This window comes from Rhodococcus erythropolis R138 (assembly GCF_000696675.2).
In the GTDB taxonomy this organism is placed as follows: Bacteria; Actinomycetota; Actinomycetes; order Mycobacteriales; family Mycobacteriaceae; genus Rhodococcus_F; species Rhodococcus_F erythropolis.
Map to the genome: position 1 here is coordinate 372,346 of NZ_CP007255.1, position 12,835 is coordinate 385,180.

Below are 12,835 nucleotides of genomic sequence, written 5' to 3' on the forward strand. Positions count from 1 at the left end.
GGATCACTTCTCGTAAAGACGTGCCCAGTTCTCGCGGCTGGTGAGCTGCGGGAACTCGCGAGCGAATGCTTCAGCCACACTTGGCGCTTCGGCGAGGAACCGCTTCATGACGCCGGCGAGGCGGCCGCTCATCTCGGCGGCCTTCTCGCTGTCGAAGCGGCGTTCACGCACGCCTCCCTGCGAAGCATCGGTGACGAAGACGTGATCGAAACGTCCGACGTGCCACCACTGCGCGTCTTCGTACGAGATCGCCACCGGACCCCGCTCGAGGTGATTGCGTGCCTGCATCACAGCGCGTTTCGCCAAAACGAGGTCTGTCCACAAACCGGGTTTCGGGCTCGGCGCAACGCGACGGATCGGCAGCCTCCCCGGCAGCTCGGAGGCCGGGCGAGTTACCGTCTCGGGGAAGCGCTTACGTTCCTGGTTGATCGCGGCAAGCGCCTTCTGCCCACCGTCCGCCAAACCTGCCGGCCCCTCGAGAAATCCCTCGATCGCCCGGAGTTGCGTATGTGCAAGGCCGTACTGCAAACCCACGATCGAATGCGAAATGTCGCGGGAGAGCTGCTTCGCGAGGGTTTTGGGTGCAAACCCTGGGTCAAGCGCAGCGGTGATCAGTCCGTTGCGCGTACTGAAGTAGTGCGCAAAACCGTCGACGTCCTTCCAATAGAAGTCCGCATGCCAGACAGCAGCCGACGGCAACGTGATGGTGGGAATCCCGGCCCGCCCAGCCCGCAAGCTGTACTCGACGTCGTCCCACTGGAAGAAGACCGGCAGTGGCAAGCCGATCCGCTCGATGGCTTCAGCAGGGATCAGGCAAGACCACCAGCCGTTGTATTCGGCGTCCACGCGACGTTCCGGCAGCTTCTCGAGCACACTCCGGTTGCGAACACCGTGCTCATCGGTCGGTACACCACGCTGAAGCGTGCCCAGATCCACGCGTTCACCCGAAGCCAGCAGGTAGTCGGGGTTGAACAGGAAGAGCATCTGGGCACCGATCAACGCCGGCTCCGTCGTCATGTTCGCGAAGGCACTCAGTCGAAGAACCGATTCGGGTTCGCACAGAATGTCGTCGTCCATCAAGATCACGTCGGCGTGCGGCCCGGCCGCCGAAGCCTCGTACAGGCCCCGGGTGAATCCGCCGGCACCACCCAGATTCGCCTGCCGCAGATATTGCAACCGCGAAGCGAACTTCTTCGACACTTCCTGGAACAGCTCACGGCTCTCTACCGGATCCGTTCCCTGATCGACGACGTACAGAGCGTCGAGCAACGCGAGTACACGCTCGTCGGACGCGAGGGCCTCGACCGTGCGCGCACAGTCGTCCGCACGATTGAACGTGCAGATCGCCACGGCTACCGGGCGAATCGACTCCGGCGAGACGACGGTCCATTCCACATCGTCGACCACTGCGCCGCCACCCTGCGCTTCGAACTGCAGCCACAGTGCCCCGCCGTCGACGAAGGTATCGAGCGGGGCGGTCATGGACACTCGCTCGTCGCCGGTCACGACGACGTTCGTCACGATACGACGGTGGCCACCGATGTCCGAGGCCTGGATCTGGATGCGGCAAGCGGTATCGGCCACGACATGTGCAGTGACGGTGACCTCGGTGACATTGGTCCAGCGCTGCCAGTAGCTGGCCGGAAAACGACCGAAGAAGGTATTGGTGTGCGCGACCGCGCCCGGCTGAAGCCGCAACTCGAACCGCGATCGCGTCGACATACCGACCTTGGTCACCGCATACAGTTCGTCACTGGCGACGGGCGAAGTTCCGGTGAACAACGTCCGCTGCGCCAGCAGTCGATCCGACGTCGCGCTGCGTTCGATCAACTCGACTCCGGAATCGGACTGGTCATCGGTCGTGTTCACGGTATCCACGCCCCGCAGGGTATCGCGAATCCGCACCTCGGCGCCCCGGGCACCGAGACACACCAGGTCTACCCGCGATTACCCGCGATTACTCCTAGCGATCACTCACTGCAGCGGCCGCCCGCAGCTCGGTCTTTCGCCGACGAAGCGACAACAAACCCTTCGCCATCTGGATCACGTCCTTGGGCGAGATACGGCTCGCATGCGCCAGATGATCGTCGCTGAGTCGGATCGGGACCTCGACCGGGCGTACTCCGGCCAATTCGAGGGCGTAGTCCAGTTCGGTGGTGAAAAGGAAGCCACGCTCGGTCAACGAGGGTGCGATTCGACGCAGCAAGACACCGTCGACGATGAAAGTTCCCTGCGGGTCGCCCGTGCGGGTACCCAGCACCACCCGTCGCAGCGTCGCGAATCCACCCGTCATCACCGAACGCAGCAAGCCACGTTCCACCTCTGATTCCGAATGAGCCTTCGAACCGATGACCACCGGCGGGACGGACCCTAGATCCGCCATCACGCGGTCGGCGCCTTCGATGTCACCGAAACCGAACGGAAGGTCGTCCGCGGTGAGCAACACGCGTCGTCCACGAGAAGCAAGCGTCCCGGCGCGAAGCGCTGCGCCCATCCCTTTGTCGCTGCTCATCGGCAGGAAGGTCACTCCAGGCCAAGACCAGGAAGCTGCCAGAGCAGCACACACGTCGGCAGTGTTGTCCGTCGAACCGTTCTCCACGACGATGATCTCGACCTGACCGGCGCTCTCGGCCGGGCGGCTGGTGAAGTAGTCGGCGAATTGACGCACCGTCGACTCCAGCACCTCGCCTGAGTTGTATGCGGGGATGATCACCGAGAGTTCCGGCGTAGCTGGTTCCCCACGAACGGGTTCCGTTCGCGATGTCGCCACGTCCCGATCTCCTTACTTCCCCGACTGCAGTTCGAACTCGTCGGAATACTACGCTCCGAGAAACAAGGCGCAGCCCAGGCTCCGAGAAAAAGAGCACGACCCAGGCTCCGAACAACAGCCATCGACTCGAAGACGAAAGCACATCGTGAAATCTGACTTACCGCTCGCACAACGCGTGGTGCCGCCAATTCTTCTCGCCGCTCTGGTGTCGATCGTCGCCGCCATCCCACTGATCTCCAATCGGTGGTTCTACTACTGGGACGACAGCGCAGCAGCTTTCACGCCTGGTTGGCACACGATCGGCGAGCGAATCCTGTCCGGGTCATGGCCGACGCTCATTCCCGAATTGTGGGCCGGCGGCAATGTCACAGCCGAAGCCCTTTACGGGACATACAATCCCGTGATCCTTCTGGATTCGGTTGCCATTGCACTCATTCCGAACCTGGGAATCGGAATCACCCTGGTCAAGATGCAATTCATGGCGATTCTCGCGGTAGGCGTTTATCTGGTGGCCCGCCAGTACGGCGCCAATCGGTCGATGGCTTTCATCGCCGGATTTGCCATGCCGTTCGCCGGATACACGCTCTATTTCGACGCCTCCAGTTGGGCGTCCGGGCTGATCGCCTTCGCCTGGATCCCCCACGTCTGGTGGTCTACCCGCGCCAGCGCCCTCGGCCGAGTGAACCCCCTGGTACCGATCGTTTTCGGCTATCTTGCGATGACCACCGGAAACCCGTACGGCGCTGTCGGTGTCGCGGTCGTCTACCTCGCTGTCATAGCGGAATGCATCGCAATCAAACGCGCAGGCAGCATCAAATCACTGATGATCAGCGCGGCAGCGATCATCATGATGTCGCTGATCGTGTATCTACCATTGCTCTTCACCACCGGCGTGTCGGTGCGTACTCAGTCCGGAATCGCGAACGACGGTTCGCTTCGACCCGATCTCGGTGACCTGCTCAACCTCTCCGGCCCGTCGAACCAGCCGTACGTCACCGCTTTCGCTTCGCCTGCCATGACGATTCCACTGGTGTACCTGGCCTGGTTCCTCATACCGCTCGCACCGTGGATTCAATGGAAGTCACTGAAGAAGTTGGGCCGCCACAGCGTCTCGCTGTTCGTATTCGGCGGAATCTACGTCGTACTACTTCTCGGACCGTCGAATCTCTGGCTGTTCCGTTGGCCAGCGCGACTGCTCGAGTACGGTCAACTGCCCGCAATCGTGGTCACGGCGGTCGCGCTCTCTGCCGGACTGCATCGTGACCGTATCCAGGCGAGAGCAATCATCACCGCGGGATTGTTGGCACTTCAGTTCTACCTTGCCTGGTCGAATGTCCCGGAAGACATCGGTATTCACTCGGCATCGCTGCTCATCACCGTGGTTCTCACCGTCTTCGCGTTGGTCGTGGCCTACCGAAAGCCCCGCTACCTCGCCGGTGCACTCGCTGTCGGCATCGTCGTCGTGCTCAGTGCTCAGACCAATTTCTGGTTCACCGGAAACTACAACGTGACACCGTGGAAGTTCCCCAGGCAGGTGGCATTCCTGGAGTCCAAGTTCGAGGACCGTTACCAGGGAACCACTTTCGCGATCGCCGACCCCGTCAACATCCCGCCGGACAACGAAACCGGGCAGTGGGGTGACCTCCTGTTCGGCAGCGCCTGGCAGCCTGCCGGAGTCAATGCCGTCAACAGCTACGCCGGAATCAGCTACAACGATTTCGTTCAAGCACTGTGCTTGAACTACTACGGCGGCGTCCAGTGTCCGGACGGCGTCGACCGACTGCTCGCTGAATCGCCGGGAACGGGTGTGTCCTGGCTCGACGCGATGCGAGTCGACACGGTCGTCGTTCAGAATTCCGGACCGTACGGCGGAAAACGCGCCCTCGACGCCCTACCCGAGGGCGAGTGGACCGTATCGCCGGATCGGGTGGTCACGGTCGGCCATCGCACCACCGAGCATCAGTGGCCCGACGGTCGCGTATCGGCAACGACGCCTGGTCTCGACGTGCGTGGCGATGCCGCCGCTACGGACACCAGGGAAACCGTCGAATACACCGGATCAGGCGCGGTCACATTCGCCCTGCTGGCCTGGCCGGGTTGGAGCGCGACCGTAGATGGTCAGACGGTCGAGACGAAGGCCAGCCCCGGCGGGTTGTTGCAGGTCGATCTACCGCCGAGCGCCGAATCCGGATCTACCCTCACCATCGAATTCAGTCCACCCGGAAGTACTTTCGGTTGGACTGTCGCCGGCGTCGGACTGCTCCTGGCACTGTCTCAAGGAGCGTGGGCCTTCCGACGCCGACGCAGCGGTCAGGACGACAACGCTGCAGCCAACGCAGATTCCGTCACCTCGTGAACCGCGCGGTGAGCGGGCAGAATCGACGCTCGCTCACCGTCTGCGTCACCGGTGCCCTGCACCAATCCGAGGAAATGCGTCAGCTGCGCGGCAAGCGGTTCCTCGCTGTAGCGGATCGTCGGAATTTCGATGACCGTCTGCTGCTGGTAGCCGTCCCGATCGGTAGGCATGTTGTCGTCGATGTGCCGGTAGATCGTGATGTCGCGACGCAAGAGATCGATCTCGATGAGTCGATCGGCCTCGAGCAACGACAGCTGGCGAATCTTGCGCTGACTGATCCGGCTCGCGGAAATCGTTGCAACAGCACCTGATCCGAAGCGCAATACGGCGTCGGCGCAATCTTCCGACCGGTTCTGCACGGACGTCGGGTGGAAGTAGCCGAACTCCCCTTTTGCCAAACTGGGTTCCGAGCCGGCAAATCCGATGGCAAGGTCGATATCGTGAATCAGCAGGTCCGTCGCGACACCCGTCGGAATGCGGGAAACGAACGGCGAGTGGCGGATACCGTTCACCTGCCACACATCGCCGGAGAACTCGCGGGCGGTGCGAACAGCAGGATTGAAGCGTTCGAGCAGTCCACACATCAGGGGAACACCGGACGCGCGCGAACGATCGACCAGGTCGACGCTCTGCTCGTACGTCGCAGCCAACGGCTTCTCCACCAGGACAGGCTTACCCAGATCGAGAACCCGCCCGGCCAACTCGTAGTGCGCCGGCGTAGCCGCGGCGATCACCACGGCGTCGATACCGTCGAGCGAGTCGAAATCGGCGGCCCAACGCGTATCGAACCGCGCAGCAACAGCTTTGCCCTGCTCCTCGCGCGGCTCGATCAGCAGATCCAACTCGCACAGCGGCGACTGCGCGATGACCCGCGCATGCAGCGAGCCCATCTGACCGGATCCGACAAGAGCGATACGTGGCTTGCTAGCAGTCATTTTTCAGGCCTCCATGGCGCCGCGTACCGCGGCAACGATCTGATCGACGTCGCCGGCGGACAACGCAGCGTGGACGGGGATGCTCAGGCACCGCGACGCGACCGAAGTGGCCACCGGCGTCTCGTCGATGACGACGCGCGGATGCTCGCGGTAGCACTCGTAGTTGTAGACGGCCTTCGGGTAGTAGATGCCGCTACCGATGTCCTTCGCGGCCAGACGCTCACTCAACTGGTCGCGAGTGATCGGTGCGTCTTCGGCCAGCAGCAAGGTGAACTGATGCCAGACATGTCCACGACCGGACAGTTCGCTCGGCAGGATCAGTCCTTCGACGTCCTTCAGGCCGACACGCAAGGCCTCCGCATTCCGGCGGCGCGCCTCGACCTGCTGCATGTACGTCGCCATCTGGGGCAGAGCCAAGCTCGCCTGGAGGTCAGTCATCCGGTAGTTCTGGCCGACCATCTCGTACTGGTAGCGCGCCCGCATGCCCTGGTTGCGCAGGACCCGAAGTCGATCGGCGATCGCGTCGTCGTCGGTCGTGATCATTCCGCCCTCGGCGGTCGTGAGGTTCTTCGTTGCATAGAACGAGAAGCAACCCACACCGAAACTGCCGGCGCCTCGCCCGTCGTACGTCGCTCCGTGGGCCTGAGCGGCGTCCTCGACGACAGTCAGACCGTTTTTCGATGCCAGCGGCATCAAAGCGCCCATATCCGCCGACTGTCCGTACAGATGAACCGGCATCAGAACCTTCGTGCGGTCCCCGATTCGATCGGCAGCAACTGCCGGGTCGATATTGAAATCGGCCTCGGAGATATCGGCGAACCTCGCCGTCGCGCCTGCCTCGAGGATCGCGTTGAGCGTGGCCACGAACGTGAACGGCGTGGTCAGAACCTCGTCACCTGGCTGAAGATCCTGGACCTGCAGAGCCGCGATCAACGCCGTCGTGCCGTTGTTCACCGCCACCGCGTGTCGCGTCCCGACCAGCGCCGCGAACTCGTCCTCGAGCCGCTTCACCTTGGGTCCCTGCGCGACGATCCCCGATCGCAGAGTGTCCAGCACCTCGCGCTCGACTTCTTCCCCGAACGAGATACTGGATATCGCGATCACTGAGTTACCTCCGATAGATTCATCCGACCGTCGTCGGAACGAAATACCCCGACAACCCAGGAAGCGTATCGAAACACGATTCGATACTTCGAGAGGATTCCGGAACCCGCATGTCTGAACGAGCCGACTGCCACATCCATCCGACCGCCGTCATCGGCGCCGACGTACTGATCGGGGCAGGGGTCACGGTCGGACCGAACGCCGTGCTGACCGGCCCACTCGAGATCGGCGACGATTGCTGGATCGGCGCGGGAGCGGTCTTGGGAGCTCCCCCCGAGATCCTCGGCGCGCTACACCCGACATCCTGGTCGGTCAGCGCCGGTCTGGGAATTCGAATCGGTGCTCGAACGACGATTCGCGAATTGAGCACCGTCCATCAGGGCAGCGAACGCCGCACCGAGATCGGCGAAGACTGCTTCGTGATGAACAGAGTGGGAATCGAGCACGACGTGCAGATCGGTGACCGATGCGTCGTGTCATCCGGCACGACGCTTGCCGGGCACGTCAGCGTCGGAAACAGCGTCAACCTAGGCATGCACACTGTCGCGCACCAACGCCGCATCATCGGCTCCGGATCCATGATCGGGATGGGAACCGTCGTGGTCAAGGACGTTCCACCCTTCTCGAAGGCATTCGGCAACCCGGTGTCGTTGAACGGTGTCAACCGGATCGGAATGAGCCGATCGGGTATCTCGGACGCGGATATTTCCGCAATCGAAGACCTCTACGCCGCCGGCAGCTTCGGCACGTCACCGGCCATTCCGGACTCACTCTCGGAAGCCTTCACCTGGTGGCGGGAACGCGCCGACAAACCGCTCGTGGTTTAGCGAGACAAATCCTGGTTGGTATCGTCTGCGAAATGACGAACGGGCGGGATGCAGGCGCGTGAGTACCTCTCCCGAATCTGAACAACCGGTCGAAGACGTCGAACCGGCCGCACAGCCGAACGCTCTGCGCGGCCTTCTCGTCAACGGGTTCAAGGTGCTCGTCACCCTCGCGATCGTCGTCGCGATCATCTTCGCGGTGAAGTCCCAATGGTCCGAGGTCAAGAACACGATCACCGAGCTGAACTGGTGGACGCTTGCCGCCTCGTCGGTGTTCATCTTCCTCGGTATGGGTGCCGCAGTGCGGGCCTGGCAGCACGCACTCGGCGCCCTCGAACAACCGATCCCGGCCTTCGACGCCGCTCGCGCTTATCTGGTCGGCCAACTCGGCAAGTACCTTCCCGGCAGTGTCTGGGCCTTCGTTCTGCAAACGGAACTCGTCAGGCGCGCCGGTGTGTCCCGTGCCGCAGGCTTTGTCGCAGTGCTGGTCACGGTGGGGTTGAGCACAACTTCGGCGCTGGTCGTCGGCCTCTTCGGTCTACCTGCCCTGTTCGAGGTCAGCACGGCGGCAGCGGTCGGCGTGATCATCCTCGTACCGATCGCATTGGTCTGCGCCTACCCGCCGGTGCTCACACGCCTGGTGAATCTCGCGCTGAAACTGCTCCGCCGCACGCCGCTGCACAAGCCGCTCACGATGCACAAGATTGCGCTCGCTTTGGGCTGGTGCGCAGCAAGCTGGGTGCTCTACGGCATCCAGTTGTGGCTGCTCGCGTCCAGTTCGGCGGGCTTCGAAATCCGTGGGCTCGTCCAGTGCATCGGCGCTCTCGCCCTCGGTATGTGCGCGGGGGTCCTCGTCTTTGTCGTCCCGTCCGGAATCGGTGTCCGCGAAGCCGTCATCGTCGCAGCGCTTTCACCGTTCATGGATGCCGGCGTCGCGCTCGGCCTCGCACTGGCGTCGAGGCTGCTGTTCACCCTCTGTGAGGTCTTTGCCGGCGTCGTGGCTGCGTTGTCGGGATCACGGGGCCTGCGCAATGCACTCGTGCACGAGCGCTCGCGGGTGCCGGACCCCACCAAAGCCTGACGTTCGGTCAGACCACTTTCTCGGACGCGGAATACTGCGTCTCGACGCCGGCCTTCTGCGGACGCCACCACTGCTCGTTGTCGCGATACCACTCGACGGTGGCTTCCAGTCCGCTTCGGAAATCGCGGTACTGCGGCTTCCACCCAAGTTCCTGCTGCAGTCGCGTCGAGTCGATCGCATACCGCAGATCGTGACCAGGGCGGTCGGTGACGAAGTCGAAATCGTCCGGCTTGCGTCCGAAAATTTCGAGCAGAGCCGCAATCACCGTCCGGTTGTCGGTTTCACCGTCGGCGCCGATCAGATAAGTCTCGCCGGACTTTCCGCGGTCCAGGATGTCCCAGACGGCGCGGTTGTGGTCTTCGACGTGAATCCAGTCGCGGACGTTGCGACCTTCCCCGTACAACCGCGGACGCACCCCGTCGAGCAGATTGGTGATCTGGCGTGGGATGAACTTCTCCACATGCTGGAACGGGCCGTAATTGTTGGAGCAGTTGGAGATGGTGGCCGCGATCCCGAACGAGCGCACCCAGGCACACACGAACAGATCACTCGACGCCTTGGACGCCGAGTACGGACTCGACGGGTTGTACGGTGTCGTCTCCGTGAACTTCGCCGGATCATCCAGTTCGAGGTCGCCGTACACCTCGTCGGTGGAAATGTGGTGATAACGGACCCCGTGTGAACGCACTGCCTGCAGGAGCGAGAAAGTGCCCATGACGTTGGTGCGCAGAAACGGTTCGGGGTCGGCGAGGGAATTGTCGTTGTGGCTTTCGGCGGCGAAGTGCACGACTGCGTCGGAGCGCGAGACAAGATCGTCGACCAGCGGCTCGTCGGCCACGTTGCCGTGAACAAACGTGATCCGGTCCTCGACGGACGCCAGGGACTCGCGATTTCCGGCGTAGGTCAGAGCGTCGAGAACCGTGACTTCCACGTCGGGACGCGTCGACACCGTCTGATGAACGAAATTGGCACCGATGAAGCCGGCACCCCCGGTGACCAGTAGTCGCACTTCATCTCCTCAGGTTCATCGAACGAACTCCCACTTTAGCGGCAGAATTCGCCATGTCCCGTTTGCATCGGCGGGCAGGAGTGCAGGACACTGCACGCATGCGCGGAATCATTCTGGCCGGTGGCACCGGGTCGCGGTTGCACCCGATCACCCTCGGAGTGAGCAAGCAACTCTTGCCTGTCTACGACAAGCCGATGATCTATTACCCGCTCTCCACTCTCATGCTCGCGGACATTCGCGACATCTTGATCATCACGACTCCACACGACGCCGAGCAATTCCGACGAGTTCTCGGCGACGGCTCACAATTCGGTGTGAATCTCACGTACGCGATCCAGCACGAACCCAACGGCCTCGCAACGGCATTCACCCTCGGCGCGGATCACATCGGATCGGAATCCGTGGCGCTTGTCCTCGGCGACAACATCTTCTACGGCCCCGGTCTCGGAACTCAACTCAGGCGTTTCTCCGATATCGACGGTGGCGCCGTGTTCGCTTACTGGGTATCGAATCCGACCGCGTACGGCGTCGTCGAATTCGACGACTCGGGTCGAGCAGTGTCCATCGAGGAAAAACCGACGTCACCGAAATCCAATTACGCAGTCCCCGGCCTCTACTTCTACGACAGCGACGTCGTCGACATCGCACGCACGCTGAAGCCCTCTGCGCGTGGCGAATACGAAATCAGCGACATCAATCAGCGCTATCTCGAAGCAGGCAAACTCTCTGTCGACGTGCTCCCCCGCGGAACGGCGTGGCTCGACACCGGAACACCCGATTCCCTGCTCGAGGCTGCAAACTACGTGCGGACCATCGAACACCGCCAGGGTCTCAAGATCGGTTCACCCGAAGAGGTCGCGTGGCGTCAGGGATTCATCGACTCCGACCAATTGCGCACTCAGGCAGAAGCATTGGGCAAATCCGGGTATGGCCACTACCTACTCGAACTGATCGAGCACGGCAAGGAATGGTGACGTGGAAATTCGTCCACTGAAGATCGCTGGAGCGTGGGAGATTACGCCGAAGCAGTTCGGCGACCACCGCGGCGTCTTTCTCGAATGGTTCAAAAGCTCTACCTTCACCGCCGCAACCGGCCGCACACTCGACCTGGCCCAGGCCAACTGCTCCGTTTCCGAAGCCGGCAGCCTCCGCGGGATCCACTTCACGGACAATCCGCCCGGACAAGCGAAATACATCACCTGCGTGAAAGGTGCCTTCCTCGACGTTGTCGTAGACCTACGGGTCGGATCACCGACCTTCGGCGAGTGGGATGCGGTGGTGATCGACGACGTCGATCGACGAGCGGTGTTCCTGGCGGAAGGCCTCGGCCACGCGATCCTTTCACTCGAGGACGGATCGACAGTGATGTACCTGTGCAGCATCGAATACTCTCCCAACCTGGACCGCGACCTCGATCCCTTCGATCCTGAACTCGCGATCGAATGGCCGAAGACGGACCGTAATGGCGACCCCCTGACCTACGAGCTCTCCGCAAAGGACGCCGCCGCACCGTCCCTGGCGACGCTCCGCGCGGACGGTCTGTTGCCCGGTTTTGTGGCCGAAGATTCGCCGAATCGGTAATCTTCACCTTTCACACTCGATGGGATGACGACCGGCGGGACGGACGGCTGGATGACCAAACGTGCGGGCAGACGCGGTCTGTGGACGGCCGCCGTTCTCGCAGCCGGACTCGGCGCCCTCGCACTGGCCGCACCGCCTCTGACCCCAGGCACGATCGAGTCCGCCCCCGTCACGGTCATCACGACCACCCCACCGGCGCCGGTTGTTCCGCTCACCCCGGAGGAGCTCTCGGCCCAGGTGGTCCCCACCATCGTCACCATCACCGCGCCGGCCGGATTCACCACCACCGCCGGAACCGGGATCGTGCTCTCCCCTGACGGAGTTGTGCTCACGAATCACCACGTCATCAGCGGAGCCTCGGACGTCACTGCCGTCAGCATGTCCAACGGACTGATCTACGACGCCGAGATCCTCGGGTACGACAGCGTCAGCGACCTTGCCGTCCTTCGACTCGCGGGCGCCACGGATCTGCCGGTGGCTGTGGTCGGCAAATCAGCAGAAGCCACTCGTGGGGATTCCGTCACCGCAATCGGAAATGCGGAAGGCGGCGGAGTACCCGTCCCAGCTCCCGGCGTCATCACCAACCTCGGTGTCACCGTCAACACCCGCAACGTGTCCGACGGATCGCGAAACCAGTTGAAGGGCCTCATCGAGGTGGACGCGGACATCCGGCCTGGCGATTCCGGTGGCCCCCTGGTCAATGCCGTTGGCGAGCTGATCGGCGTCAGCAGCGCGGGCAACGCCGTCACCGACCGCACCGAAACCTCGCCGGCGCCTCAGTCCTACGCGATACCGATCGACACCGCGCTGCCGATCGTCGAGCAGGTACTCAGTGGCCGCTCCTCCGAAACCGTGCGTGTGGGACCGACGCCCGTGCTCGGTGTCGCAGTCAAGGATCACGCGGAGATGCCGGCCGGCGCGGAAGTTGTTGCCGTGAGCTTCGATTCGCCGGCCGAGCGGGTGGGGCTGATCAAAGGTGCGGTCATCACCGAGTTCGGTGGCAGCCGGATCGCGTCGTCCGCTGATCTCAACGCGGCGATGAGCTCGCGCCGCCCCGGCGACACCGTCGCAGTGACGTGGGTGGACGCAACGGGGCAACCCGGGACCGGTTCCCTGGTCCTCGACGAGGGGCCACCTCGCTAGTCGTACAAGGCGCCAGCCGTGAAAGCATCGTG

At 62.8% G+C, this 12,835-nt stretch carries 11 protein-coding genes; 6 read left to right on the plus strand and 5 right to left on the minus strand.

Annotation, left to right across the window (positions count from 1 at the left end; genetic code table 11):
• Positions 1-3: 3 nt before the first annotated feature.
• On the minus strand, positions 4-1,878 hold the full coding sequence (locus H351_RS01750) for a glycosyltransferase (RefSeq protein WP_037120070.1): 1,875 nt from the start codon (positions 1,876-1,878) through the stop codon (positions 4-6).
• Positions 1,879-1,963: 85 nt separating this feature from the next.
• Entirely contained in the window at positions 1,964-2,770 is an 807-nt protein-coding gene (locus tag H351_RS01755) for a glycosyltransferase (protein WP_019746440.1), read from the minus strand.
• A gap of 145 nt (positions 2,771-2,915) precedes the next feature.
• Here H351_RS01755 and H351_RS01760 point away from each other — a divergent pair, with 145 nt between their 5' ends.
• Positions 2,916-5,126, plus strand: a complete 2,211-nt coding sequence (locus H351_RS01760; protein ID WP_029254229.1) for a glycosyltransferase family protein — start codon at positions 2,916-2,918, stop codon at positions 5,124-5,126.
• On the opposite strand, the gene H351_RS01765 is transcribed toward H351_RS01760, so the two are convergent.
• Both H351_RS01765 and H351_RS01770 read right to left on the minus strand, forming a co-directional pair.
• Positions 5,081-6,061 (minus strand): Gfo/Idh/MocA family protein, encoded by a 981-nt coding sequence (locus H351_RS01765; protein WP_007731789.1) that lies wholly within the window; start codon positions 6,059-6,061, stop codon positions 5,081-5,083. The genes H351_RS01760 and H351_RS01765 overlap by 46 nt on opposite strands.
• Before the next feature lie 3 nt (positions 6,062-6,064).
• Positions 6,065-7,165, minus strand: coding sequence for a DegT/DnrJ/EryC1/StrS family aminotransferase (locus H351_RS01770; RefSeq protein WP_029254228.1), 1,101 nt, complete (start codon positions 7,163-7,165; stop codon positions 6,065-6,067).
• A gap of 110 nt (positions 7,166-7,275) precedes the next feature.
• On the opposite strand from H351_RS01770, the gene H351_RS01775 reads away from it, so the two are divergent.
• Positions 7,276-7,992 carry a DapH/DapD/GlmU-related protein gene (locus H351_RS01775; RefSeq protein ID WP_029254227.1) on the plus strand — a complete coding sequence of 239 codons (717 nt, stop codon included), beginning with the start codon at positions 7,276-7,278 and terminating at the stop codon, positions 7,990-7,992.
• Positions 7,993-8,116: 124 nt separating this feature from the next.
• The gene (locus tag H351_RS01780; RefSeq protein ID WP_153211149.1) at positions 8,117-9,070 is read left to right on the plus strand and encodes a lysylphosphatidylglycerol synthase transmembrane domain-containing protein; all 954 of its coding nucleotides are present in this window, start codon (positions 8,117-8,119) and stop codon (positions 9,068-9,070) included.
• A 7-nt stretch (positions 9,071-9,077) separates the two neighbouring features.
• On the opposite strand, the gene rfbB is transcribed toward H351_RS01780, so the two are convergent.
• Positions 9,078-10,079, minus strand: coding sequence for a dTDP-glucose 4,6-dehydratase (gene rfbB, locus H351_RS01785; protein WP_029254226.1), 1,002 nt, complete (start codon positions 10,077-10,079; stop codon positions 9,078-9,080).
• 98 nt (positions 10,080-10,177) lie between these two features.
• Between rfbB and rfbA the strand changes: the two genes are divergently transcribed.
• From rfbA to H351_RS01800, 3 genes are read left to right on the plus strand one after another with little or no spacing between them, the layout of a single operon-like run.
• Entirely contained in the window at positions 10,178-11,053 is an 876-nt protein-coding gene (gene rfbA / locus H351_RS01790; RefSeq protein WP_029254225.1) for a glucose-1-phosphate thymidylyltransferase RfbA, read from the plus strand.
• A 1-nt stretch (position 11,054) separates the two neighbouring features.
• Positions 11,055-11,660, plus strand: a complete 606-nt coding sequence (locus H351_RS01795; RefSeq protein ID WP_020968128.1) for a dTDP-4-dehydrorhamnose 3,5-epimerase family protein — start codon at positions 11,055-11,057, stop codon at positions 11,658-11,660.
• A gap of 51 nt (positions 11,661-11,711) precedes the next feature.
• Entirely contained in the window at positions 11,712-12,803 is a 1,092-nt protein-coding gene (locus H351_RS01800; protein ID WP_029254224.1) for a S1C family serine protease, read from the plus strand.
• Positions 12,804-12,835: the final 32 nt, after the last annotated feature.

Bases quoted from the DNA above. Each gene is read 5' to 3' on its own strand.
- H351_RS01765 (WP_007731789.1), bottom strand. From the start codon at position 6,061: ATGACTGCTAGCAAGCCACGTATCGCTCTTGTCGGATCCGGTCAGATG.
- rfbA (WP_029254225.1), top strand. From the start codon at position 10,178: ATGCGCGGAATCATTCTGGCCGGTGGCACCGGGTCGCGGTTGCACCCG.
- H351_RS01775 (WP_029254227.1), top strand. From the start codon at position 7,276: ATGTCTGAACGAGCCGACTGCCACATCCATCCGACCGCCGTCATCGGC.
- H351_RS01800 (WP_029254224.1), top strand. From the start codon at position 11,712: ATGACCAAACGTGCGGGCAGACGCGGTCTGTGGACGGCCGCCGTTCTC.